Here is a 24,594-nt window from a genome sequence, read left to right as displayed (position 1 = left end):
TTTGGCCGACCGAACGCCGGGTATGCGCGAGCCATGCCCTTCGCCGACTATCAGACCGAGCTATACGACCAGGGGCAGGCCGGCCGTCAACCGCCCTACCCCATCAAGTTCTCCGACCTGGAGGCCAAGGCCGCCGCGGCGATGCCGCCGAAAGTGCTGGGGTACGTCGCAGGGGGTGCCGGCGACGAACACACCCAGCGGGCCAACTGCGACGCCTTCAAACGCTGGGGCCTGTACCCGCGCATGGGGATCGCCCCCGAACAGCGCGACATGTCCATCGAGCTGTTCGGCATCACCCTGCCGTCGCCGATCTTCATGGCGCCCATCGGCGTCATCGGCGTGTGCGCCCAGGACGGCCACGGCGACCTGGCCGCGGCGCGGGCCTCCGCGCGCACCGGGGTGCCGTTCTTCGTGGGCACGCTCACGTCCGACCCGATGGAAGAGGTCGCCCCGGAACTCAGCGACACTCCCGGGTTTTTCCAGCTGTACACGCCCCCGGACCGCGAGATGGCGGCCAGCCTGGTGCACCGCGCCGAGGCGTGCGGTTTCAAGGCCATCGCGGTCACCCTCGACACCTGGGTCACCGGCTGGCGGCCCCGCGACCTGAGCGCCGGGAACTACCCGCAGGTGCCCAGCGGGTGCCTGAGCAACTACACCTCCGACCCCGTCTTCCGCGCGAGCCTGCAGCCCGGCCAGGACGCCACCGAGGAGGCGGTGCGCAGGCTGCCGATCTTCGGCGGCCCCTTCCGGTGGAGCGACCTGGAGTGGCTCCGGGCGGAAACCAGCCTGCCGCTGATGGTCAAGGGCATCTGCCATCCCGACGACGTGCGCCGCGCCAAAGACATTGGCGTGGACGGCATTTACTGCTCCAACCACGGCGGCCGGCAGGCCAACGGTGGGCTGCCCTGCCTGGAGTGCCTGCCCGGGGTGCTCGAGGCCGCCGACGGGATGCCGGTGCTGTTCGACTCGGGCATCCGCAGCGGCGCCGACATCATCAAGGCGCTGGCGATGGGCGCGACCGCGGTGGGGATCGGCCGCCCCTACGCCTACGGCCTGGCGCTCGGCGGCGTCGAGGGCATCGTGCACGTGCTGCGTTCGCTGCTGGCCGAGGCGGACCTGATCATGGCCGTCGACGGCTACCCCTCGCTCAAGGATCTGACGCCAGACGCGTTGCGGCCCACCGGGTAAGCGCGCTCACTCGTAGCTCCCCTCGAGATACCAGCGCCGCTGGCGGTAGCACAGCAGAAACGCCCGCTCGTCCTCCAGCAGGACCTGGGCGCGCGCGGCGCGCCCCTTGGCTTCGGGATCCCACCACCGCTCGTCGACCGGCCACGGCCCGGCCCACCAGCGCAGCCCCTGGTCCCGGCCGCGCACGGTCAGATGGGCGGGGTCGGCCGAGAACATCCCCCGGGCGGTAACGCGTATCGGATTGCCTTGAGCGTCAAGCAGATCCACCGGATCGTCCAGCAGCACCGCCGGCGACGGCTCGGGCAGTTGACCGGGCCACGGCGGACCCGGGTCGGCCTGCGGCACCGGCTCGTCGCCCAGCGGGGTCAGCGTGATGCGTTCGGCCGGCCCGCGGCCGCCGGACAGCACCGGCACCCGCACCGCCTCCGGCCCGAGCAGGCCCTGCACCCGCACCAGCGCCCGGCGGGCCCGCAGCCTGTCCTCCTCGCCGAGACCACCCCACAGCGGCAACTGCAGCGCCTCGGCGGACACCACCTCCACCGCCTGCAGCCGCAACAGCGTCACCGGCGCGGTCGGGCGCGGGGTGCGGGCGGTCCGGCTGCTCAGCCACCCGTCCAGCTGCCAACGCACCCGGTCGGCGGTGGCGTCCTCGGTCAACGGCTCGGCGCACCGCCATACCCGTTGCAGCTCTTCGCCGTTGGCGGTGACGGCGTGGATGGCCAGCCGGGTGCAGCCCACCCCCGCGGCCATCAGCGCCTGGTGCAGCGTGCCGGCCAGCGAGCGGCCGGCGAAGGCCGCGGCGTCGACCCGGTCGATCGGCGGGTCGCAATCCAGCACGGCCTCGAGTTCCGGCGGCGGCTCGCGCCCGGACGGCCCCCGCTCGGGTTCGCCGCGGGCGAACCGGTGCGCGGCCACCCCGTCGGCGCCGAACCGGGAGGCCACGTCGGTGCGGGACAGCGCGGCGAACTGCCCGATGGTGCGAATTCCCATCCGCCACAACAGATCCGTCAGCTCCTCTCGCCCCGGACCGGACAGGCTCGGCTCGGTGGCGAGCTGCCGGATCGACAGCACCGACAGAAACCTCGCGTCGCCCCCCGGCTCGACGATCCGGCCCGCGCGCGCGGCGAAGACCGCGGTGGACAACTGGTCGGCGATACCGGCCTGGCACTCGGCGCCGGCCACGGCGACCGCGTCGATCAGCTTTTCGGCGGCCTGCTCCTCGGACCCGAAGTAGCGGGCCGCCCCGCGCACCGGCAGCACCAGGAGCCCGGGCCGCAGCACCTCGGCGCGGGGCACCAGGTCGTCCACCGCGGCGATCACCGGTTCGAAAAAGCGGGCGTCGCGGTCGGCGTCGGCCGGCGCGACGTGCAGTTGCGGGCACCGCGCCGCCGCCTCCCGTCGCCGCAGCCCGCGCCGCACCCCCGCCGCGCGGGCGGCCGACGAGCAGGCGATCACCCGGTTGGCCAGCGTGACCGCGATCGGGGCCGTCGCGGGCAGGTCCGCCGCCGCCGACGCCGCGACCGCGGGCCAGTCCATGCACCAGATCGCCAGGGCCCGGGATGCCACGGGAGTCACCCCGCCCGCGCCCGGCCGATCACCCGCCTGCCCGCGCACACCCCGCTGATCTGCAGCCGCACCCTGCTGATCCGGCCGAAGCCCGGCCGGCCGTTCGCCGTGATCTCGTAGCCGCAGACCCGCGCCGCGAGCCGCGTCGGCGCCCCCTGCCAGTCGCCGTCGGTGACCAGCAGGGTGCACCCCTTGTTGCGGGCCCGCGCCACCACCGCCCGCGCCCGGGTCTGCGGCACCTGGCGCCCGCCCAGCCCGAGCACCACCAGGTCCATGCCGTCGATGAGCACCGCGGCCACCTCGACCGGATCGGTTCCGGGATCCGGGATCACCGCGAGCCGGCTCAGGTCCGCCCCCATCTCGGCGGCGGCCAGCAGCCCGATGTCCGGCTGGCCGACGATGGCGACGTTGCCCCCGGCCGCCGTCACCGCGGCCACCATGCTCAACAGCAGCGACCGGGCCCCCGACAGCACCGCCACCGTTCCGCGCGGCAACGGCACGGGCAGCGACTCCGCCAGCCACCGCGGGAGCGGCACCAGGGCTTCCGAATCCGGCAGCATGTCATCGGCGGGAGTGACAGCCCGCCCGGAGATCCCAGCCATCCGCCGTCGCAGCGATTCCAGCTGCTCAACGCGATTTTCGGAGGCGAAAGCCGCGGTCATGACCAGCCTCCTTTCGAACTTATGTTCGATACATTGGCGAGTAAACACCCACCCTCCGACAACCGTCAAGAAACGTGAGAGGCTGCTTTATGCGCTCGGTGCTGGTGGGGCTGATGGTGCCTTTTTGCATCACTTTTCCCGCGCCGGCCCACGCCGCGCCCTGCCAACCCGCGGAGCTGTTCGCCGCCGACACCACCGATCCCCTGTTCGAGGCGCAGGCCGACGTGACGCTCGCGCTACACGGCGCGGCGGTGACGGGATCGACCCCGCTCGACGGGGTGTATTGGTCGAGCGCGCTGCAGCGAACCACCCGGGAGCGCTCGCGCGAATTTCACCTGTGCGGCGCCGACGGCTCGGTGCACACCGCCGCCGAGGCGCTGCGCCGCCAGTTCGCCCAGGAAGCGGTGCTGACCTTCGACTACGAACCCACGCCGGACCAGGACGCGATCCTGATCGCCGTGCCGGGCGTCGACGTCGTCCGCTTCGGCGACGCGCTGGCGGCCGACCCGATCGCCCGCGACCGCATCCGCGGCGGATCCGTCACCACGACCGACCACACCCTGATCCTGGTCGCCGAAGACGACGATCGCGATATCGCCCGCAAGCTCGTCACCGCGGCCGGCGGGAACTGGGATGGGGCCATGATCGCCTATGGCAGGCGCGAATTCGTCCAGTAGCCGGCCGCCTCGACTGTGCGGCTGGCCGCACGTTCGGCCTCGAGTGTGCGCCTGGCCGCACGTTCGCGTCAGGCTGACGCGGCTACTCCCACTCGATGGTGCCCGGCGGCTTGCTGGTGATGTCCAGCACCACGCGGTTGACCTCGGCCACCTCGTTGGTGATCCGGGTCGAGATGCGCTCGAGCACCTCGTAGGGCACCCGGGTCCAGTCGGCGGTCATGGCGTCCTCGCTGGACACCGGCCGCAGCACGATCGGGTGTCCGTAGGTACGCCCGTCACCCTGCACGCCGACCGAGCGGACGTCGCCCAGCAGCACCACCGGGCACTGCCAGATCTGCTTGTCCAGTCCGGCGGCGGTCAGCTCCTCACGCACTATCGAGTCGGCGCGCCGCAGCGTGTCCAGCCGCTGCGCGGTGACCTCGCCGACGATCCGGATGCCCAGCCCCGGCCCCGGAAACGGTTGGCGCGCAACGATTTCCTCGGGCAGCCCCAGCTCGCGCCCGACCGCGCGCACCTCGTCCTTGAAAAGCAGCCGCAGCGGCTCGACGAGTTTGAACTTCAGGTCGTCCGGCAGGCCGCCGACGTTGTGGTGGCTCTTGATGTTCGCGGTGCCGCTGCCCCCGCCGGACTCCACCACGTCGGGATACAGCGTGCCCTGCACCAGGAAGTCGACTTGGGAATCCGTGTCCCCCACGATGTCTCGCACCGCGCCCTCGAACGCCCGGATGAACTGGCGGCCGATGATCTTGCGCTTGCCTTCGGGGTTGGTCACGCCCGACAGCGCCTGCAGGAAGGTGTCCGCGGCGTCGACGGTGACCAGGTTGGCGCCGGTGGCCGCGACGAAGTCGCGCTGCACCTGGTCGCGCTCGCCGGCGCGCAACAGCCCGTGGTCGACGAAGACGCACGTCAGCCGGTCACCGATGGCGCGCTGCACCAGCGCGGCGGCCACCGCCGAGTCCACCCCACCGGACAGCCCGCAGATGGCGCGGCCATCACCGATCTGGGCGCGCACCTGTTCGACGAGCGCGTCGGCGATGTTGGCCGGCGTCCACTCGGCGCCGAGCCCGGCGAAGTCGTGCAGGAAGCGGCTGAGCACCTGTTGCCCGTGCGGGGTGTGCATCACCTCCGGGTGGTACTGCACGCCGGCCAGGCGACGGGCCCGATCCTCGAAGGCGGCCACCGCGGCGCCCGCGCTGCTGGCCACCACGTCGAACCCGTCGGGCGCGGCGGTGACGGCGTCGCCGTGGCTCATCCAGACCGGCTGGACGTCGGGCAGGCCCGAATGCAGGTCGCCGCCAAGGACTTTCAGCTCGGTTCGGCCGTATTCGCTGGTGCCGGTGTGCGCGACGGTGCCGCCCAGGGCCTGCGCCATGGCCTGAAACCCGTAGCAGATGCCGAACACCGGCAGGCCGAGGTCGAACAGCGCCGGGTCGAGCTGCGGGGCGCCGTCGGCGTAGACACTGGCCGGTCCCCCGGAGAGCACGACCGCCACCGGGTCCCGGGCCTTGATCTCCTCGACCGTGGCGGTGTGCGGGATGACCTCGGAAAACACCCGTGCCTCGCGAACCCGGCGGGCGATCAGCTGCGCGTACTGCGCGCCGAAATCGACCACCAGCACGGGCCGGGACGGGGGGGTTTCCACGGCAGCCAGCTTAATGGCATCAGTGCTCGCCCGGCTCGAGCCAGCTCCGGGTGTGGCTGAGCAGGGTGCCGTCGGTTTCGGCAGCCAACCGGAACTCGACCGACATCGCGGGCAGCCGGGGGGCGTACTGCACCCAGCACAATCGCGTGCGCGGTTGCACCGAGGTCACGCGGCACAGCGCGGTGTCGTCGCGGCCGCGACGGTGACGGATCAGCCGAAACGACGTGCCGACCTGCAGTCGTTCGTCGCCGGCGGAGTGTTCCACCGCGTCCCAGGTGTCGTACCACTGGGTGATGCCGGCGACGGCGGTGATCAGGTCCCACACCTCGTCGGGCGGCGCGGCGACGCGTATCGACTCGGACAGCGTCTGGCGGCGGGTCACGGGTGCACGCTTTCGGTGACGGTCCGGACCAAAAGACGGTCGGGCAGCCGGGCCCGCTGCGGGCGGCCGGGAATGCCCACCCGCCGGGGCCACCAGAACCACCGTCCGAGCAGCGCGGCGATCGAGGGCGTCATCAGCGACCGCACTATCAGCGTGTCGAAGAGCAGCCCGATGCCGACGGTGGTCCCGAACTGACCGATCATCTTCAGGTCGCTGAACACGAAGGAAGACATGGTGAACGCGAACACCAGGCCCGCGGAGGTCACCACCGCGCCGGTTCCGCCCATCGCGCGGATGATTCCGGTCTTGATTCCGGCGCCGATTTCCTCTTTGAACCGCGAGACGAGCAACAGGTTGTAATCCGATCCCACGGCCAGCAGGACGATCAGCGCCATCGCAATGACCAGCCAGTGCAACGGAATTCCGAGGATGTCCTGCCACACCAGCACCGACAGCCCGAACGACGATCCCAGCGACAGCACCACGGTGCCGATGATGACCAGGGCGGCGACGACGCTGCTGGTGAGGACCAGCATGATGATGAAGATCAGGCACGCCGCGGCGATTCCCGCGATCAGCAGATCGTACTTGGCCGCGTCGCTCATGTCCTTGTAGGTCGCGGCGGTGCCCCCCAGGTAGATCTTGGCCTCTTCCAAGGGGGTTCCCTTGAGGGCGTGGCGCGCGGCCTTCTTGATCGCGTCGACGCGCGAGACGCCTTCGGGCGTCGCGGGATCCCCGTCGTGGGTGATGATCAGGCGCGCCGCCTTGCCGTCGGGCGAGAGGAACATCGCCAGGCCGCGTTTGAAGTCCGGGTTGTCGAATACCTCCGGCGGCAAGTAGAAGGAGTCGTCGTTCTTCGCCGCGTCGAAGGCCTGCCCCATCGCGGCGGCGTTCTGCTGCGCGGCGTCCATCTGGTCCAGCAGGCCCGCGAACGTGCTGTACATCGTCATGGTCATCGCGCGCATGGTCGTCGTGGCGTCGATGATCGGCGGCAGCATCGAGATCAGCTGCGGCATCAGCTCATCCAGCCGGTCGGTGTCCTTGACCAGACCGCCCAGGTCGTCGGTGAGCGTGTCGACGCCGTCGAGTGCGTCGAATACCGATCGCAGCGCCCAGCAGACGGGGATGTCGAAACAGTGCCGCTCCCAGTGGAAGTAGCCACGCAGCGGCCGGAAGAAGTCGTCGAAATCGCCGATGCGGTCGCGAACTTCGGTGGTGTCGTCGACGATCCGCTTCGTCTGGCCGGCCACGTCGTGTGTGGTGGCGGCGAGCTGACGCATCAGGGCGAGCATGCGTTGCATGGTGTCGATGACGCCCGTCATTTGGTCGGCGACGGCGCGCATGTCGGCCATCCGGTCGTGCAGGTACTTCATGTTCTCGGTCAGCGTGGTGCCCTGCATGCTGATCTGAAATGGGATGGACGTGTGCGTGATTGGGCCGCCCAGCGGCCTGGTGATGGACTGGACGCGCGCGACGCCGTCGGCCCCGAACACGCCCTTGGCCAACCGGTCCAGGACGAGCATGTCGGCGGGATTGCGCATGTCGTGGTCGGCCTCCACCAACAGCAGGTCGGGGTTCAACCGTGCGGGTGAAAAGTGCCGGTCGGCCGCGGCGTAGCCGATGTTGGACGGCGTGGTCCGGGGAAGGTAATTGCGGTCGTTGTAACTCGTCGTGAACGACGGCAGGGCGAGCAGCCCGACGAGCGCGGTCGCGGACGTCGCCGCGAGGATCGGCGCGGGCCACCGGACGACGGCGGTTCCCACCCGCCGCCATCCCCTCGTCTTGATTTTGCGTTTGGGGTCGAACAGCCCGAATCGGCTGCCCAACGTGATGACGGCGGGACCGAGCGTGAGTGCGCCCGCCACCATCGTGAACATCCCGATCGCGCACGGGGCGCCCAGCGTCTGGAAATAGGGCAGCCTGGTGAAGCTGAGGCAGAACATCGCGCCGGCGATGGTAAGGCCCGAGCCGAGCACCACATGGGCGCTGCCGCCAAACATGGTGTAGTAGGCGGACTCCCGGTCCTGCCCGGCCTGCCGGGCCTCCTGATATCGGCCCACGATGAATATCGCGTAATCGGTGCCCGCGGCGATGGCGAGGATCGGCAGGATCTGCACCGCGAACGTGGATAGCCCGATGACCCCGTGGCTTCCGAGGAACGCGATCACCCCCTGCACGGCGGGCAGTTCGATGAACACCATCAGCAGGGTCAGCAGGACGGTGACCAACGAGCGGTACACGATCAGCAGCATCAGCACGATGACCGCGACCGTCACGCCCATCACCTTGCGGGCGCTCTTGTTGCCGAACTCGAGCTGATCGGTGGTGACGGCCGCGGGGCCGGCCACGTACGCCCGAACCCCGTTGGGCGCCACCGCGCTCGACACGATTGCCCGGACGGCGTCGACGGACTCGTTGGCCAGCGTCTCGCCCTGGTGGCCCGCGAGATAAACCTGGACGTAGGCGGCCTTGCCGTCGGCGCTCTGCGAACCGGCGGCGGTGAGCGGATCGCCCCAGAAGTCCTGAATGTGCTCGACGTGTTTGCGGTCGCGCGCGAGCCTGCGCATCAGGTCGTCGTAGAACCGGTGCGCCGCGTCGCCCAGCGGCGCCTGTCCTTCCAGCACGACCATGACCGCGCTGTCCGAGTCGAATTCTCCGAACACCTGGCCGACGCGCTTCATCGCCCGTATCGCCGGGGCGTCCTCGGGGCTCATCGACACGGCGTGCGCCTCACCGACCGCTTCCAGTTGTGGCACAACGATATTGGTGACCGCGGCCAGCCCGAGCCAGAAAAGGAGGATGGGCAACGACAGCCGGCGTACCGTTCGCGCGATCACGCGGACTTCACCAAGCAGAAGGTTTGGGGGTGGATCCCCGCCACCGTCCGCTGGGCCTTGACGTCGCCGTTCACCGTGATTCGGCAGCCGATGACCGCACCGTCGCCCTGCGCCACGACGTTCACGCTGACCGCCGGGGCCGTCGTGGCCACGCTGTACGTCCACGGCAGCCGCATGCCGTCAACGCGCTGCGGTGCGGCTTCGACGTCCAGATAGTTGATGTCCGCCACGGTCCCCTCCGGGCCGAAGACCTGCAGGGTCACGTGCTTGGGGTTGAAGGGCTTGATGTCATCGGGGCGGCCGCCGACGGCCGACGTGGCGCCGCGCGCGCCGAAGGCGCCATGCAATCGGTAGACCGCGAAACCCGCGATGGCGACCAGGACCACCACGACCAGCGGAATCCACGCGCGTTTGACGACAGTCATCCTCGCCCCTTTTGATAGGTATAAGTTAGTTACCTAACCAATACGCTAGCGCTCGCGGAGGAAATCGCGCAAGACAAAATCAGTCCTGACAGACGGTTTCCCGGCCTCATCTCCCCCGCGTGGCCCGCAGTCTTGCCGTCCGGCCGCGACCAGTGCTAAGTTACCTAACTAACTTGATTCGGAGGTTCAACGCCATGAGCATCAGTGCAGATTGGTTCGGCCCGTGGGCCGTCGTGACGGGCGCGTCGTCGGGGATCGGGCGCGAATTCGCCCACCAGCTCGCCGATTCCGGCATCAACGTGATCCTCGTCGCGCGCCGCCTCGCCGCGCTGCAGGACCTGGGCGCGGCGCTGAGCCGCGACTACGGCGTCGAGTACCGCGCCGTCGGCGTCGACCTGTCCGACCCGGGCTCGCTGACCCCGATCGCCGAGGCCACCAACGACATCGACGTCGGGCTGCTGATCTCCAACGCCGGCGTGGCCCTGCCCGGCGCCTTCGTGGACTCCGACCTGCAGGCGCAGCGGGCGATCCTGCGGCTGAACACCGCCGCACACCTGGGCTTGACGCACCACTTCGGTGAACGGCTGGCGCGGCGCGGCCGCGGCGGCATCATCCTGGTCTCCGCCCTCGGGGCAGTGCACGGCGTGCCGTACATGGCGCATACCGCGGCGACCAAGGCCTACATCACCAGCCTCGGCGCGGGCCTGCACGGCGAGCTGGCCAAGCGGGGGGTGCACGTGACGGTGCTGCACCCCGGGCCCACCCGCACGCCGGCGCTGGCCGACCTGGGCCTGGACCCCGACAAGATGCCGATATCGCCCATGGCGCCGGACGTTTGCGCCCGCGAGGCGCTGCGCGCGCTCGAGCGCAATCGCGCCAGCTGCATACCGGGACGAATCAACCGGGTGACCGCCGCGCTCGTGCCGGCCGCCGTCACCCGCTCGGTGATGTCGCGCATGCTGTTGCGGCCCACCCGGGTCGAGGCCCATGGATAGGCCCATCTGCCTCATCACGGGGGCCACCGACGGCATCGGCAGGGTCACCGCGACCGAGCTCGCCCGCTCGGGCTACTCCGTGGTGCTGGCCGCGCGCAACGAGGCCAAGGCGGCCAGTGTCACCAGCGAGATCGTCGCGTCCACCGGCAATCGCGACGTCGCTTACCTCACCACCGATCTCAGGTCGCTGGCGCAGCTGCGCGGGCTCGCCGAGGCGTTCCTGGCGCGCTACCCGCGGCTGGACGTGCTCGTCAACAACGCCGGGGTGGTCATGCCGCAACGCGTGCTGACCGCCGACGGATACGAGACGACGTTTCAGGTCAACTACCTGGCGCAGTTCTATCTGACCCAATTGCTGCTCCACGCATTGGAGAAAAGCGCGCAGGGCCGGGTCGTCAACCTGAGCTCGAGCGTCTACCGCGCCGGCAAGTTCGACCCGGACAACCTGCAGAGCGAACGCCGTTTCTCGACGATCCGCACGTACGCCGCGTCCAAACTTTGCGTGCTGCTGTTCACCATCGAACTGGCGCAGCGTCTCCGCCCGACCCGCGTCACCGCCAACGCGGCGCATCCCGGAATCGTCAGGACTCCGATGATGCGGGGAACGGAAGGGGTCTTCCGCGCGATCTCCGTTGCGGCGCTGCCGTTTTCCCGCTCTCCGGAGAAGGGCGCCGCCACGTCGCTGTTCCTCGCCGGGTCACCGGATGCGGCGCAGGCCTCCGGGCAGTACTTCGTCAACAACGCGCCGAAGACGGTCAGGAGCGCGTACAACACGCCGCAGAACAGGGACCTGCTGTGGAACCTGAGCATGGACGCGTGCCGTCTATAGTCCGTGAGTGATATGGCTGACTCAACCGACGCCGACGAGGCGGCCTCGCCGCCACCCCCCGGCAAGCGCGAGCGACTGATCGCAGCCGCGTGCGACCTGTTCTACCGGCAGGGCATCGCGGGCACCACGCTCGCGCACATCGCCGAGGCCGCCGGGGTGCCGCTGGGCAACATGTACTACTACTTCAAGACCAAAGACGACATCGTGGCCGCCGTCGTGGAGGCGCGCACCGAGGAAATCCGGGCCGCGACCGCGGGACTGCAGCGCCGGTACGGAAGCCCGAAGGCCCGGCTCAAGGCGCTCGTCGGGATGCTGGCCGAATCGGGCGACGCCATCGCCGACCACGGCTGTCCGCTGGGAACCCTGTGCACCGAGCTGGCGAACCAATCGGGCCGGTCGCCCGCGCTGACCGCCCCGATCATGCAGACCCTGCTGGACTGGGCCGAGCAGCAATTCCACGCGATGGGCCGCCGCGACGCGCGCGACCTGGCGCGCGACCTCGTCATCGCCTACGAGGGCAGCGCCGTGTTGACCAACGCGCTGGCGCAACCCGAGCTGATGGCGCACGAGGCCCGGCGCATCGAAAGGTGGATCAACGCCCTGTAGGCCGGCGTCACATCAGGTGGGTCGGCTGGGTGATGCCGAAGCGGGTGTTGGCGTAGCGCTGCAGGGCGGCCGGGCTGAAGTACACGTGCTGGCCGACGGTGTGCAGATCCCGGAAGCACCGTTGCAGCGGGTGGGCGGCGTGCACCGCACCCGCGCCGGTCAGGCCGAACGCCGTGTCGACGGCTTGGCGCGCCGCGCGCATCGCCTGCTGGGCGGCGAGCTGGAAACGCGCGCGCTGCTCCAGAGTCGGTGCGTCGCCGGCGAGCGCGGTGTCCCACAGGGCGCCGGCCTCGCCGAGAACGAAGGCCCGCGCGGACCGCAAACCCGCTTCGGCACCGGCGAATTCGACCTGGGCGACCGGGTCCCCGGCGAGCGGCTCGAACGCGCCGGCCCGCGTCTTCGTGGTCGCGAGGTCGGCGAATTCGTCGAGCGCGCGCCGCGCGATCCCGAGCGGGACGCCGACGAGCGCCGCACCCACCATCGTGAAGAACGGCAGCCGCCACAGCGGCCCGTCGGCGCGGGCCGGCCGGAAGAACGGGCTGATGGTGTGTTCCTCGGCGACGCGCAGACCGCGGCCGACCACGTCGTTGCTGCCGGTGGCGCGCAGCCCCAAAACGTCCCAGTTGTCCACGATTTCGGCGTCGGCGCGCGGGAAGAAGCCGAGGCGCCAATCCGGTCCCTGCCCGGCAATCATCCGCGGCGAGTCGCCGTCGAACACGAACATCCCGGTCAGTAACCATTCGGCGTGCCGGCAACCGCTGGCGAACGGCCATCGGCCGTCGACGGCGAACCGGCCCCCGCCGTCGGGGACGGCCCGCCCGGTGGGGGCGAACACGGTGGCGGCCAAGAAGTCTGCGTTCGAGCCGAACAAATCCTGGGCGACGGCCGGCTCGAGCCAAGCGGTGAACGTGGGTGCGCCGGCACCGATGGCCGCAACCCAGCCGGTCGAGCCGTCGGCGCGCGCCAATTCCTCGATCATCTCGATGAACTCGACGGGGGCGATCTCGAATCCGCCGAGCCCGCGCGGCTGCAGGGCCTGGAAGACGCCGGCCGCGCGCAGCCGCCCGACGAGATCGATCGGCAGCGTCCCGAGCGCCTCGGCTTCGTCGGCGCGCCGCGTGATTTCGGGTGCCAGGGCGCGCGCTACCGCCGTGGGATGGTCTCCGTCCGCCAATGCGGCGACGACACGTGTCGCGGTTGTCATGTCGGCTCCCTAGCTTTTGGTACAGTAACCAGTAATCGATACAGGAGCATCTACTCAATTATGGGATCTGTCAAGGGCCCGGCCCCGCGCCGCTACGACTCGAGCCGTCGTCGTCAACAGGCCCAACAGAATCGGCAGGCGGTGCTCGCGTCCGCCCGCCAGCGCTTCTTGGCGCGGGGCTACGCCGCGACCACCATCGCGGAGATCGCGCGGGACGCCGGCGTGTCGGTCGAGACCGTGTACAAGGCCTTCGCGACCAAGGCGGGCGTGCTCAAGGCGCTCTTCGACGTGTCGGTGGCCGGCGACGACGAACCGATCCCAATGGCCGATCGAGACGTCATCCAGAAGGTGCGCGACGCCCCCGACGCCGCCCGCAAGCTCGAGCTCTACGCCAAGCACCTGGCCGCCACCATGCCGCGCAGCGCCCCGGTCCAGCTGCTGGCTCGCGACGGCGCCGCGTCGTCGCCCGACGCCGCGGAGGTCTGGAAGCAGATCCGGCACGAAACCCTCACGGCCATGACGATGTTCGCCTCGGGCCTGGCCGGCACGGGGCAGCTTCGGGTCGGCGCCACCCAGGCGCGCGACATCCTGTGGACGTACCACGCGCCCGAGCTTTACGAACTTCTCGTCCTCGAACGCGGGTGGTCGGCGGCCCGCTACGGCAAGTTCATCGCCCAAGCCTGGATCGACGCCCTGCTCGGCTAGCCCGACGCCGCGTGGATCACGGCGTCGACGACGCTGCGGATTCGCGCGGCGGCTTGGTCGGGGTCGGGCTGGCCGGCATCGAGCCAGGCGATGACGGCGTCGATCGTCATGGTGGGCAGGAGTCGCGCCGCCCAGTTGCGCCACCGGTCGTCGCCGACGCCCGCGAGGTGGCGGCGGGTGATGTCGGCTGAGCCCTCGATGAGGGTGTCGATGACGTCGCGGAACTCCGCTTCGCGCGCGGCATGCCGGTAGAGCAGCCGGAAGGTGTCCGGATCCGCTGAGGCGGCGCGGATCAGCGCGGGGATGCTGGCGTCGTCGAAGTCGTCGGGGCCGGTGGCTTCGCGAAGCCTGCCGTGACCGCCCTCGATGACCTCCCGATACAACTCGGCCTTCGAGGCGAAGTGCCGGTACAGGATCACCGGGGTGACACCGGCCTCCGCGGCGATCGCGTCGAGCCCGGTGTTCGCGAAGCCGCCGCGGGCGAAGGCGCGCGTGGCGGCCTCGAGGATCTGTTCGCGCCGCTGCGCGCGGGGCATCCGCCGGGTCGGCTCCGATCGGACCGCCGTCATCGCACCCTCCTCTTGTCTAGAGAAGAGTGTACAAGTACTCTTGTAAATGCGTATCTATACAAGGCGGGGCTTCGATGACTGAAATTCATCGGGTGCGAACACCGGTCGGCGACGAGGCCTGGCTGGTCACCGACTACGTCCAGGTACGCCGCCTCCTCGACGACGATCGCCTCGGTCGCTCCCACCGAAACCCCGAAACCGCTTCGCGCACCGGGGAATCCGCGCTGTTCGGCGGCCCGATGGGCGACTTCGACACCGAGGATGCCGACCACGCGCGGATGCGCGCACTGCTGCAGCCCCATTTCTCGCCGAGGCACCTGCGGTCGCTGGAGCCCAGGGTGGCCGCGCTCACCACCGAACTGCTGGACGACCTTGCGGCCCAGGGCCCCCCGGCCGACCTGCACGCGCGGCTGGCGCTGCCGCTGCCCATCCTGGTGATCTGCGAGCTACTCGGGGTGCCCTACTCCGACCGCGACCAGTTCCGCGCCTGGGCGGAGGACGCCGGCAACGTGCGCGATCACGCCCGCTCCGAGCGCGGGCTGGCCGAGCTGTTCGATTACGGCCGCGGGTTGGTCGAGCGCAAGCGCGCCCACCCCGGCGACGACGTGACGTCGCGGCTCTGCGCGACCGACGGCGTCTCCGACGAGGAGGCCGCGATGATGTCGATGTTCCTGCTGTTCGCCGGGCACGAGACCACGGTGGTCCAGATCGGGCTGAGCGCAATGCTATTGCTGTCGAATCGTGACCAGTGGCAGGCGCTGGTCGATGACCCCGGGCTGATCCCCAACGCGGTCGAGGAGCTGCTGCGGGCGACGGCCGGCGGCGACGCGGTGGGCGGTATCCCCCGCTACGCGCGCACGGACTTCGACATCGACGACGTCGCCATCCACGCCGGGGACCTGGTGCTGCTGGACGTGGGCTCGGCCAACCACGACCCCGCGACGTTCGAAGACCCGCAGCGCGTCGACGTCGCACGCAAGCAGGCAGCACACCTCACGTTCGGGCACGGCGCGCGCTACTGCATCGGGGCCCCGCTGGCGCGCATCGAGCTGAAAACGGTTTTCGGGCAATTGATTCCGCGGTTCCCGTCGATGCGCCTGACCGTCGATCCCGCGACGTTATCGACGCGCGCCGACACGCTCACCGGCGGCCTCGTCGAACTTCCGGTGTCCTGGTGAGGCTCGCTACGGCGGCAGCGTGGGGTTGACGGGCGGCGGCGGTGAGGCTTGCTCAGCGATGACCGCACCGGCGTCCGCGACTGCCCCCGCAGGAAACTCAATGATGCGAGTGGCCATTCGCGCCACCGCTGCCGTGTCCGTCCTGACCGCTTGCACGACGCGCCTGGGGATCTGAACGGGGTGAGCGTTGAGCACGGCCGCGTTGGCGACTTGGATGGCACCGACCTCGGAGTCGACATATAGCCCCAGGTCACGCGCGTCCGCCGCGACAGTTGTAGCGACCTTCGCGGCCGTTTGCGGGGTGAAAACAGCGCCTAAGTTCGTCGCCGGGGTTGCCTGGGCCGACGGCAGCTGCTGCCACGGTGCCAGTTGGGCGGCCACCGCCGAGGCCGCGCCGTGATAGCCGGCCAGCGCGGCGACGTTCTGGGCCCACATCTCCTCGTACGCGCCCTCCGCGGCCGCGATCGCCGGGGCGTTGAACCCGAACAGGTTGGAACGCACCAGCGACAGCAGCTGCAGGCGATTGCCGGTGACGGCCGCCGGATGCGTGATCGCCGCCTTGGCCGCCTCGAAGATCGCGGCCGTCGCATTGGCGTGTGAGGCCGCGCCGGCGGCCTGAGCCGCCGATGCGTTGAGCCACTGCGCGTATTGAGTGGCCACGGCCGCCATGGCCGCCGACGCCGGCCCCTGCCAGGGCCCACCCGCCAGGCCGGAAGTCAGGGAGGCAAACGAGTCCGCCGCCGATCCCAGCTCGTCGCCCAGCCCGGACCAGCCCGCCGCGGCGGCCAGCATCGGCCCCGAGCCCGCACCGGTATACATCTGCGCGGACGTCACCTCTGGTGGCAGCACCGCAAAATTCGTCACAGCCGTCCCTTCGTATGGACATGCGTGCCAGCGAAAACAGCTCGAAGACGATACGACTGTATTGCAACGTGGCCCGAAAATCCACGGTTCCGGGAAAGGTCGATCTAGCGGAGCGCGAACGCCCGGCGCACGGCGTCGACGGTCTCGGGGTCGCCTTCGACCTCGACGCGCCGCAGCGCCGCCCTGCGCTTGGCCTCGGTCGACCCCAGACGCGCGTTCACCAGGTCCGCCGCGCTGGCGGTGAGGGTCACCGAGGGCTCGCCGCGAGCGGCGGCCAGGCGACCCTGCGTGATCGCGAAATCGAAACGGCGGCCGTCGATCTCGGCGCGACACGTCGCCTCCAGGCCGGCGCCGGCAGCCGGGTCGAAACCCAGCAGGATCCCGGCCAGGAACCCGTTCAGCGGCGTCGCCGGGCCGTCCCCGATCGGGTCGATCCGGTCCAGCCCGAACCACGCGATGCTCTGCAGGATCGGCAGCGCCCGCTGCCAGCCGAGGTCGCTGAGGCTGTATACGGTGCGCCCGATCGGCGCCGGCAGGTCGGCGCGCTCGACGAGCCCCGCCTCTTGCAGCTCCTTGAGCCGCTCGGCCAGGAGATTGGTCGCGATGCCGGGAAGCTGGTCGCGCAGGTCGCCGTAACGGCGAGCGCCGCCGACCAGCTCGCGCAGGATCAGCAGTGTCCAGCGCTCGCCCACGACGTCGAGTCCGCGGGCGATCGGACAGTTCTGGTTGTAGTTCCTGCGGGACGCCACCAGGCCACTCTACCGCCGGCGGACATCTTTTTCAACTTACTACTTGATTTATTTGTCTATTGGCTTTAGCGTCTTGTCCATGAACACCGAACCCACCTACCCGATCTTCAAAAACCGCCCCATCGCGGCACTCGCCGTGATCTGCCTCGGCGTCTTCGTCATCAGCGTCGACGCCACCATCGTCAACGTCGCGCTGCCCACCCTGTCGCGCGAGCTCGGCGCCGACACCGCCCAGCTGCAATGGATCGTCGATGCCTACACGCTGGTCATGGCGGGACTGCTGCTGTCGGCCGGCAGCCTGTCCGACCGCTACGGCCGGCGGGGCTGGCTCAGCTCCGGACTCGCACTCTTCGCGCTCACCTCAGCCGTTGCCGCGCAAGTGAATTCGGCCGACGCGCTGATCGCCGCCCGCGCCGCGATGGGCGTCGGCGCCGCGGTGATCTTCCCCACCACGCTAGGCCTGATCACCAACATCTTCACCGACCCGGTGCCGCGAGCCAAGGCGATCGGGCTGTGGGCGGCCATGGTCGGCGTCGGGGTGGCCGTGGGACCGATCAGCGGCGGCTGGCTGCTCGAACACTTCTGGTGGGGCTCGATCTTCATGGTCAACATCCCGATCGCGGCGCTGGCCATCATCGGCGGCGTCCTGTTCGTCCCGACCTCTCGCGACCCGGCGGCGCCGCGCGTCGACGTCCCCGGCCTGATCCTGTCCGCGGTCGGAATCACGACGCTGGTCTACACCGTGATCGAGGCGCCCACCTGGGGATGGACCAACGCCCGGACCGCCGCCGGATTCGCCCTCGCCGCGGCCGTTCTCGCCGGGTTCGCGGCGTGGGAGCGGCGCAGCACCCACCCGATGCTGGACGTCTCGGTGTTCGGTAACCGCCGGTTCTCCGGCGGCAGCCTCGCCGTGACCGCCGGCTTTCTGACCCTCTTCGGCTTCATCTTCGTCATCACCCAGTACTTCCAATTCATCAAGGACTACACGGCGTTTCAGAGCGGCGTGCGCCTGCTTCCGGTCGCCGCCTCCATCGCGCTGGCCAGCATCCTGGGACCCCGGGCGGTGGAGCGAATCGGCACCACTGCCGTCGTCGCCGGCGGGCTGGCCGTGTTCGCCGCCGGGCTGGCGTGGGCATCCACCGCGGACGCCGCCACGCCCTACAACCAGATCGCGGCGCAGATGCTGCTGCTCGGCGGCGGCCTCGGGCTAACCTTTTCGCCGGCCACCGAGGCCATCATGGGATCGCTGTCGGTCGACAAGGCCGGCGTCGGCTCCGCCGTCAACGACACGACGCGCGAGCTCGGCGGCACCCTCGGGGTCGCGATCGCGGGCAGCATCTTCGCGTCGGTGTACTCGGGACATCTCTCGGGAAACGCCTTGACCGGGCTGCCCGCCGACGCGATGCGGAACTCGATGGCCTTCGCGCACACGGTGATCGGACGCCTGCCCGTGCAACAGGCCGGCCACGTCCGCGCCGTCGTGGATCGCGCCTTCCTCGACGGCCTGCAGGTGAGCTCCCTGGTGTGCGCGGGCATCGCGCTGGGCGCCGCGATCCTCGTGGCCTGGCTCCTGCCGGCGCGGGCCGCGCGACCGACATCCCCCGAACTGGCGAACGCCTAGAACCGCTCCCACACAGAAAGGTACGAAACCAATGGGTACATCAGAAAGCACGTACGTCCTCGGCCACGCCGACGCGGAGGTGCAGCGGCTGCTCCTGCAGGGACGGCTGTACGACGGCTACACCGAGCACGCGCTGCGGCTCGCCGGGCTGCGCCCGGGCATGCGGGTGCTCGACATCGGCAGCGGCCCCGGCGACGTGTCGTTCGTCGCCGCCCGGCTGGTCGGGCCGACGGGAAGCGTGCTCGGCGTCGACGCCGCACCCGCCATGGTCGAACTGGCCCGCGCCCGCGCCGCCGAAAAAGGCTTGTCCACAGTGCATTTCACACAAGCGGTCATCGACGCGATCACCCTGGACGAACCGGTCGACGCGGTCATCGGCCGATTGATCCTGATGCACCTGCCCGACCCGGCCGCCACCCTGCGGCACCTCAGCTCGTTGCTGCGCCCCGGCGGCGTGATCGCGTTCGCCGAGATCGACATCACTCGGGCGCGCAGCGTCCCGGAGCTGCCACTGTTCAGCCAGGTGATCGCGGGCATCGTCCGCGCCTTCGAGGCCATGGGCATCAGCCCGCGGTTCGGCACCACGCTGCACGCGGTCTTCGCCGACGCAGGCCTGGGCGCGCCGCGGCTGGCCATCGGCGCGCCGATCGGCACCGCCGCCGACGCCGACATCCTCGACTACGGCGCGGAAGTCTGGCGGCTCGTCTCGCCCATCGCAGAACAAGGGGGCTTCGGCCTCGACGATCTCGACGACATGAGCGAATTCGTGCCGCGTTTCCGCGAGGAAGCGCTGGCGGCCAACGCCCTCATCACCATGCCCTCCATCATCACCGCATGGTCAGAGGTGCAGAAATGAACGCCACGATCATCGAGCAGTATTCGACCGGCCTGTCGCGCAACAACATCGAGCGGGCGCTGCGCTCCGCCGGGATGGACCTCGACCGCCTGGCGCCCGCCGACCTGGCCATGCTGGAGGACTTCCACACCATGGGCCGCATCGCCACCGGGCAGCTCGTCGACCTGGCGCGCATCACCGGTGACAGCGACGTCCTCGACGCGGGCAGTGGCGTCGGCGGCACCGCCCGCTACGTCGCCGACCGCTACGGCTGCCGAGTCACCGCCGTGGACCTCACCGACGAATACTGCGAAACCAACCGCTGGCTCAATCGACTCGTCGGGCTAGACGCCCTCATCGAGGTTGGCCAGGCCGACGTCACCGAACTGCCCTTTCCCGACGGCGCTTTCGAGGTCGCCATCAGCCAGCACGTCCAGATGAACGTGGCGGACAAGGCGCGGCTGTACTCCGAGGCGCACCGGGTGCTCAAGGACGGCGGTCGGCTTGCCCTGTGGGACATCGTGATTGGTGACACCGGCCAACTCGACTACCCCCTGCCCTGGGCCGACCACCCCGACCGCAGCCACCTGGTCACGCCCGATGAATTGCGCGGCGCGGTCGAGTCCGCGGGGTTCACGGTCCGACAGTGGAACGACCTCACCGACCAGGCGGCCGCGCTGATGCAGGCCATCCTGGCCCAGCCCGACGGCCCGTTGGGACTGCACGCCTTCGTCACCAACTTCCGCCGAAAAGCCGAAAACCTGACCCACGCGCTGGCGGACGGACGCGTCCGCGCCGTCCAGGCGATTGTCGAACGGTAATGTCATGCCGCCCAACGGGATTCCTGACCAGCGCTACACGATGACGTGGAGCGGCGGCCGCGGCGAGGTCAAATTCCTCCGCCGCTCCGACGGCTCGCGATTGCGCTACTTCACGACGGGCACCGGCCCACCGCTCGTTTTGCTGCACACCGTCCGCACGCAGCTGGACTACTTCCAGCGGGTCATGCCCGCGCTGTGGGACGAATTCACCGTGTACGCGCTGGATCTGCCCGGGATGGGATGGTCCGACATCGCACCCGGCGCCCGCTACGGCGAGCCCGAATTGCGGGGCTCCGTCGTCGAATTCATCACGTCTCTGAGCCTGCGCGGCGTCACGCTGGCCGGCGAATCGATGGGTGGCGCGCTCGCGCTGTCGGCCTCGATCGAGCTGGCCGACCGGGTGAGCGGCGTGGTCGCCTTCAATCCGTATGACTACCCGGGCGGCCTGGAGCGCGGCAATTGGTTCGCCCGCGTGATCGGCACGGGCATGCGCCTGCCGGGATCGGGACCGGTCTTCGCCCGGCTGGAAAACCGCCTCATCCTCGAAGGCGTCCTGGCCGGCGGCTTCGCCGACCGCCACGCGCTGCCGAGGGACTTCCTCACCGAGCTACGACGCAGCGGCCGCCGGCCCGGCTACCCCAGGGTGAACCGGGCGATCATGCGCAGCCTCTCCGGGCTCATCGACGCGAAAGGCCGCTACGCGCAGGTGAATACGCCGGTCACGTTGGTCTACAGCGAGCGCGACTGGTCGCGCCCGGTGGATCGGGAGCAGGTCGCCCGCCTGCTCGGTGTCCGGGCCGTCACGGTGCCAGGCGTCGGCCACTTCTCGGCCCTCGAGCGCCCCACCGAGATGGTCCGCATCATCCGGCAGAGCGCCGGTTCATGACGCAAACCCCGCTTCGGATCATGATCCGGCTGACCGCGGTCGGGTATCTGCTGTTCTTCGTGCCCGACCTGGTGTTCGCGATCACTCATCGGGCCAACGCGCTCTTCGACTGGGGCTCCGGGGGCGACGCGATCGCCGTCATGTTCGCCACGGTCTACATCGTCTGGGCGCTGTTCCTGTTCGCGTCGGCGCGCGACCCGCTCGCCAACCGGCTCTTCCTGGACTTCAACCTCACCGCGAACGCCGCGCACTTCGGCGCCATGCTCGTAATGGCGGCCACCATGCGCGAGGAGCACCGGCACCTGGCGGGCGTGATCGCGCTCGGAGCGCTCACCACGGTCCCGTTGGCCGCATGCTGGCTTCCGGTCCGGCGCTGGTATCCCCGCCTGTCGGAATCGCGCCGCGATATGCGATGAGTCTCCGCGCCTCGTCGCCTCCATATCAACATGACAACAATCGCCATTTTCGGGGCTACCGGCTACTCCGGCGGGAACATCGCCGACGAGGCGCTGTCCCGCGGCCACCGGGTGATCGCCGTGGCCCGCAACACCGGCCCATTGGCCGGCCGCACCGACATGGACGTCCGGCAGGGCTCGTTGTTCGACGAGCAGTTCGTCCGCGATATCGCGGTCGACGCGGACGTCGTCGTGGTTGCCTTGCCGGCGCACGGCACCGGCCTGGCCGACTACCTAGCGACACTGGGCCGAATCGCCGCCCACAACGCGGTGCGTATCGGCGTGGTGGGCGGCGCCGGTAACCTGCGCGTTTCGCCCGACGGGCCGCGCGCGCTGGACACGCCGATCTTCCCCGAGGAATTCCGGGAGGATGGCATCGCGCACGCCGAGGTGCTGGCGGGGCTGCGCGCATTACCCGAGGGGGTGGACTGGTTCAGCCTTTCGCCACCGGCGCTGTACAACTCGGAGAACCGCGGCGAGCGCACCGGGATTTTCCGCGTCGGCGAGGACGTGCTCCTCATCGACGCGGAAGGCAACTCCCACATCGGTGGCGCGGACTATGCCATCGCCTTTGTCGACGAGATCGACAACCCGAGGCATCACCGAGCCCTCTTCACCGTCGCGTACTGATCGCGGATGCGCCCGACGGCGCGTGCTCGCGGTGCCAGACGGCCGACTCGCCCGAATACCGCGGCCGGGCGGGCTGGGGATGCTGCTGGCGCCGGTCGAAGCGGTCGAGCCGGGGCGCCGGTACCAGCCCGGTGAGCATGAGATTGCCGATCTCGCGCAACATCTTGGCCGGCTTGCGGCGGGTGTCCGCCGCTTCGACGTAGCGGCGCGCGATGGTGAGAAAGTCTTCGGGCTCGACCCCGGCGACATCACGCACGTCGGTGGTCGGGCCGCCCACCTCCCAGGTCCCCAGCCCGGTCTCGGGCAGGTAGTGGCGCAAACCGGACTCGAAGAACATGTCGACCCCCAGCCGCCTGGCGTCCACGCGCACCGCCCGCAGGAACATCCACGACGGAATTTCCATCAGGCGCACCGGTCGGCCCAGCGCCTCGCCGACCGCGTCCGCGATATCTTTGCCCGACAACAGCTTTGGCCCAGTCGGACGGTAGGCCCTACCGTCGTGGCGGTGCGGGTCGAGCAATGCGCCCACCGCGACGCGGGCGATGTCTTCGTTGGACGGGGGCGCGTTGCGCCGGCCCCCCGTGCTCGGCATCGGCAACACGCCGAGTTGGGCGGCAACCGGCAGCACCTGGAAATAGTTTTCCGCGAAGAACCCGGGATCGACCGCGACGTGGGCGGTGTCGGGCAGCAGCGCAAACAGCTTGTCGGACAACCACTGCTGGCGCGTCATGAGCGACGGATGCTCGGGGCTGGCCAGCCACTGGCCCAGCGCGACCACCGCCTCGACGCCGGCGTCGCGCGCGGCCACGGCGAAGCTGACCGCGCTGTCGAGCGCGTGCGGGTGGTACGGCGGGTTGAAGAACAATCGGTCCACGCCGTCGACCGCGGCCCGAACCTGTTGAATGTCAAACATATCCGCCGCGACGACCTCGGCGCCCAAGTCCCGCAACCGGGCGCTGCGCCCGTCGTCGCGATGGACCAGTGCCCTCGTCGCCACGCCCTTTTCCAGCAATTGGGCCGCCACCGCGCCGCCTATCTTTCCCGTCGCGCCGGTGACCAGCACACGTGTGTTCGTCATTGGAGTTCCCTTTCCGATTCGCTCGAATGTGACCGATGGTTACATCCGCCAGTATGAGCCCCCGATGTGACCGTTGTCAACATTTGGCCTGGCGTGAGATCGTGTGGGCATGAGTTCCGACGGGGCCGTCCCCCCGGGCAAGAAGGGCTACCACCACGGCGCGTTGCACTCGGCCCTGACCGAGGCGAGCATCGCGCTGGCCCGCGAGGGCGGACCCGAGCGGGTGATCCTGCGCGAGGCGGCCCGGGCCGCCGGGGTGTCGCACTCGGCCGCCTACCGGCACTTCGCCGACCGCGAGGCCCTGTTGGCCGAGGTGTCAAGCTATGCGCGCGGCGAGCTCGCCGCGCAGATGCGCCGGCGCGTCAACCGCACCCACGACCCCCGCAAGCGGCTGCGCGCGGTCGGCACCGCCTATGTCGACTTCGCGATATCCGAGCCGGGCCTGTTTCGCACCGCGTTCACCTCGCATCCCGCGACGTCCGCCGAACCCGCGGACACCAGCGCCGAGCCCTACGAGGTCCTCGCCCAAGTGCTCGACGAGGCCCAGGCCGCCGGCCTGCTGGACGCTCGCCGCAGACCGGGAGCCGAGATCGCCGTTTGGTCAGCCGTGCACGGGCTGGCCGTCCTGCTGCTCGACGGACCGCTCCCCGCCAGCCCTGCCGCCATCAGATTCGCGCGGGGGCAGGTCTTCGACCTCATCGAGCGAGGACTTTTGAACGACGCATGATGGGCTGTCGGTGGCTGGTCGTAGGTTGCGCCGTATGGACATAGACTTCATCGCGAGCATTGCGGTCATACCCGCCGATCCGTCACAGAGCCGCAGGCTGTTCATCGATGCCCTCGGCCTCCCCCTGGAAGGTGAGGCCGACGGTTACTACTCCAGCGCCGCGATCCCCGGCAGCAAGCACTTCGGCATCTGGCCGCTTTCGCAGGCGGCAGAGGCGTGCTTCGGCACGCCGAAGTGGCCCGCCGACCGAGTGGTTCCCCAGGTGTCGATCGAGTTCGAGGTGCGGGATGCGGAAGCCGTCGCAGCGGCGGCGGGCGAGCTGCAACGCAAGGGCTTTGAGATATTGCACCCGGCCCGCACCGAGCCATGGGGACAAACGGTGACCCGGCTTCTCACGCAGGACGGCGTCATCGTCGGCATCTCCTACGCGCCCGCCCTGCACGACGAGGGCTGAGCGCCCCCG

The 24,594-nt window shown here is 69.9% G+C and carries 25 protein-coding genes and 1 pseudogene; 15 read left to right on the top strand and 11 right to left on the bottom strand.

The window, feature by feature from the left end; genetic code table 11:
• The first annotated feature begins 33 nt into the window (after positions 1-33).
• Positions 34-1,188 (top strand): alpha-hydroxy-acid oxidizing protein, encoded by a 1,155-nt coding sequence (locus A5655_RS20605; protein ID WP_067013190.1) that lies wholly within the window; start codon positions 34-36, stop codon positions 1,186-1,188.
• 6 nt (positions 1,189-1,194) lie between these two features.
• Here the strand turns inward: A5655_RS20605 and A5655_RS20600 are convergent, their stop codons facing one another.
• Positions 1,195-2,724, bottom strand: coding sequence for a DNA polymerase Y family protein (locus A5655_RS20600; protein ID WP_067013202.1), 1,530 nt, complete (start codon positions 2,722-2,724; stop codon positions 1,195-1,197).
• Between the two features lie 35 nt (positions 2,725-2,759).
• Positions 2,760-3,416 (bottom strand): hypothetical protein, encoded by a 657-nt coding sequence (locus A5655_RS20595; RefSeq protein WP_067013188.1) that lies wholly within the window; start codon positions 3,414-3,416, stop codon positions 2,760-2,762.
• 89 nt (positions 3,417-3,505) lie between these two features.
• On the opposite strand from A5655_RS20595, the gene A5655_RS20590 reads away from it, so the two are divergent.
• A complete protein-coding gene (locus tag A5655_RS20590; protein WP_231999217.1) occupies positions 3,506-4,093 on the top strand; it encodes a hypothetical protein in 588 nt (195 codons plus the stop codon).
• Between the two features lie 82 nt (positions 4,094-4,175).
• On the opposite strand, the gene guaA is transcribed toward A5655_RS20590, so the two are convergent.
• From guaA to A5655_RS20570, 4 genes are read right to left on the bottom strand one after another with little or no spacing between them, the layout of a single operon-like run.
• On the bottom strand, positions 4,176-5,750 hold the full coding sequence (gene guaA / locus A5655_RS20585) for a glutamine-hydrolyzing GMP synthase (RefSeq protein WP_197508751.1): 1,575 nt from the start codon (positions 5,748-5,750) through the stop codon (positions 4,176-4,178).
• A 4-nt stretch (positions 5,751-5,754) separates the two neighbouring features.
• A complete protein-coding gene (locus tag A5655_RS20580) occupies positions 5,755-6,117 on the bottom strand; it encodes an SRPBCC domain-containing protein (RefSeq protein ID WP_067013184.1) in 363 nt (120 codons plus the stop codon).
• Positions 6,114-8,972, bottom strand: coding sequence for an MMPL family RND transporter (locus tag A5655_RS20575; protein WP_197508750.1), 2,859 nt, complete (start codon positions 8,970-8,972; stop codon positions 6,114-6,116). The genes A5655_RS20580 and A5655_RS20575 overlap by 4 nt, the downstream gene beginning before the upstream one ends.
• A complete protein-coding gene (locus A5655_RS20570) occupies positions 8,951-9,379 on the bottom strand; it encodes an MmpS family transport accessory protein (protein ID WP_067013181.1) in 429 nt (142 codons plus the stop codon). Before A5655_RS20570 ends, A5655_RS20575 begins: the two co-directional genes overlap by 22 nt.
• A 194-nt stretch (positions 9,380-9,573) precedes the next feature.
• Between A5655_RS20570 and A5655_RS20565 the strand changes: the two genes are divergently transcribed.
• Genes A5655_RS20565 through A5655_RS20555 form a run of 3 tightly spaced genes read left to right on the top strand, consistent with a single transcriptional unit; the run spans position 9,574 to position 11,809 of the window.
• Positions 9,574-10,374 (top strand): SDR family oxidoreductase, encoded by an 801-nt coding sequence (locus A5655_RS20565; RefSeq protein ID WP_067013179.1) that lies wholly within the window; start codon positions 9,574-9,576, stop codon positions 10,372-10,374.
• Complete coding sequence (locus A5655_RS20560) at positions 10,367-11,203, top strand: SDR family oxidoreductase (protein ID WP_067013178.1); 837 nt, start codon at positions 10,367-10,369, stop codon at positions 11,201-11,203. The genes A5655_RS20565 and A5655_RS20560 overlap by 8 nt, the downstream gene beginning before the upstream one ends.
• A gap of 12 nt (positions 11,204-11,215) precedes the next feature.
• The gene (locus A5655_RS20555) at positions 11,216-11,809 is read left to right on the top strand and encodes a TetR/AcrR family transcriptional regulator (RefSeq protein ID WP_067013176.1); all 594 of its coding nucleotides are present in this window, start codon (positions 11,216-11,218) and stop codon (positions 11,807-11,809) included.
• 7 nt (positions 11,810-11,816) lie between these two features.
• Here A5655_RS20555 and A5655_RS20550 read toward each other — a convergent pair whose 3' ends face one another.
• A complete protein-coding gene (locus A5655_RS20550) occupies positions 11,817-13,013 on the bottom strand; it encodes an acyl-CoA dehydrogenase family protein (protein WP_067013173.1) in 1,197 nt (398 codons plus the stop codon).
• 60 nt (positions 13,014-13,073) lie between these two features.
• Here A5655_RS20550 and A5655_RS20545 point away from each other — a divergent pair, with 60 nt between their 5' ends.
• Positions 13,074-13,718, top strand: coding sequence for a TetR/AcrR family transcriptional regulator (locus A5655_RS20545; RefSeq protein WP_067013171.1), 645 nt, complete (start codon positions 13,074-13,076; stop codon positions 13,716-13,718).
• Here A5655_RS20545 and A5655_RS20540 read toward each other — a convergent pair.
• The gene (locus tag A5655_RS20540; RefSeq protein WP_067013170.1) at positions 13,715-14,287 is read right to left on the bottom strand and encodes a TetR/AcrR family transcriptional regulator; all 573 of its coding nucleotides are present in this window, start codon (positions 14,285-14,287) and stop codon (positions 13,715-13,717) included. The two genes, A5655_RS20545 and A5655_RS20540, sit on opposite strands and share 4 nt — an antisense overlap.
• A gap of 74 nt (positions 14,288-14,361) precedes the next feature.
• Here A5655_RS20540 and A5655_RS20535 point away from each other — a divergent pair, with 74 nt between their 5' ends.
• Positions 14,362-15,465 carry a cytochrome P450 gene (locus A5655_RS20535; RefSeq protein ID WP_067013168.1) on the top strand — a complete coding sequence of 368 codons (1,104 nt, stop codon included), beginning with the start codon at positions 14,362-14,364 and terminating at the stop codon, positions 15,463-15,465.
• Positions 15,466-15,750: 285 nt separating this feature from the next.
• Here the strand turns inward: A5655_RS20535 and A5655_RS28885 are convergent.
• A pseudogene (locus A5655_RS28885) lies at positions 15,751-16,284 on the bottom strand (PPE family protein); the annotation flags it as partial.
• A gap of 149 nt (positions 16,285-16,433) precedes the next feature.
• Complete coding sequence (locus A5655_RS20525) at positions 16,434-17,078, bottom strand: winged helix-turn-helix transcriptional regulator (protein WP_067013164.1); 645 nt, start codon at positions 17,076-17,078, stop codon at positions 16,434-16,436.
• A gap of 79 nt (positions 17,079-17,157) precedes the next feature.
• Here A5655_RS20525 and A5655_RS20520 point away from each other — a divergent pair, with 79 nt between their 5' ends.
• The 6 genes from A5655_RS20520 to A5655_RS20495 are packed head-to-tail and all read left to right on the top strand — an operon-like array spanning position 17,158 to position 22,326.
• On the top strand, positions 17,158-18,699 hold the full coding sequence (locus A5655_RS20520; protein WP_067013162.1) for an MFS transporter: 1,542 nt from the start codon (positions 17,158-17,160) through the stop codon (positions 18,697-18,699).
• Positions 18,700-18,730: 31 nt separating this feature from the next.
• Complete coding sequence (locus A5655_RS20515; RefSeq protein WP_067013160.1) at positions 18,731-19,555, top strand: class I SAM-dependent methyltransferase; 825 nt, start codon at positions 18,731-18,733, stop codon at positions 19,553-19,555.
• Positions 19,552-20,355 carry a class I SAM-dependent methyltransferase gene (locus tag A5655_RS20510; protein ID WP_067013158.1) on the top strand — a complete coding sequence of 268 codons (804 nt, stop codon included), beginning with the start codon at positions 19,552-19,554 and terminating at the stop codon, positions 20,353-20,355. The genes A5655_RS20515 and A5655_RS20510 overlap by 4 nt, the downstream gene beginning before the upstream one ends.
• Positions 20,356-20,359: 4 nt before the next feature.
• Entirely contained in the window at positions 20,360-21,241 is an 882-nt protein-coding gene (locus tag A5655_RS20505) for an alpha/beta fold hydrolase (protein ID WP_067013156.1), read from the top strand.
• Positions 21,238-21,657, top strand: coding sequence for a hypothetical protein (locus A5655_RS20500; protein ID WP_067013155.1), 420 nt, complete (start codon positions 21,238-21,240; stop codon positions 21,655-21,657). Before A5655_RS20505 ends, A5655_RS20500 begins: the two co-directional genes overlap by 4 nt.
• A 30-nt stretch (positions 21,658-21,687) precedes the next feature.
• Positions 21,688-22,326, top strand: a complete 639-nt coding sequence (locus tag A5655_RS20495; protein WP_067013153.1) for an NAD(P)-dependent oxidoreductase — start codon at positions 21,688-21,690, stop codon at positions 22,324-22,326.
• On the opposite strand, the gene A5655_RS20490 is transcribed toward A5655_RS20495, so the two are convergent.
• Positions 22,310-23,404: an NmrA family NAD(P)-binding protein gene (locus A5655_RS20490; RefSeq protein WP_067013151.1), complete on the bottom strand. Its 1,095-nt coding sequence runs from the start codon at positions 23,402-23,404 to the stop codon at positions 22,310-22,312. The two genes, A5655_RS20495 and A5655_RS20490, sit on opposite strands and share 17 nt — an antisense overlap.
• Before the next feature lie 109 nt (positions 23,405-23,513).
• On the opposite strand from A5655_RS20490, the gene A5655_RS20485 reads away from it, so the two are divergent.
• Both A5655_RS20485 and A5655_RS20480 read left to right on the top strand, forming a co-directional pair.
• Positions 23,514-24,131, top strand: coding sequence for a TetR/AcrR family transcriptional regulator (locus tag A5655_RS20485; RefSeq protein WP_067013149.1), 618 nt, complete (start codon positions 23,514-23,516; stop codon positions 24,129-24,131).
• A 34-nt stretch (positions 24,132-24,165) separates the two neighbouring features.
• Positions 24,166-24,585, top strand: a complete 420-nt coding sequence (locus tag A5655_RS20480) for a VOC family protein (RefSeq protein WP_067013147.1) — start codon at positions 24,166-24,168, stop codon at positions 24,583-24,585.
• Positions 24,586-24,594 lie beyond the last annotated feature (9 nt).

Origin of the sequence: Mycobacterium sp. 1081908.1, assembly GCF_001673535.1 — a bacterium.
Classification (GTDB): domain Bacteria; phylum Actinomycetota; class Actinomycetes; order Mycobacteriales; family Mycobacteriaceae; genus Mycobacterium.
This window is presented reverse-complemented; position numbering and strand designations above follow the sequence as displayed.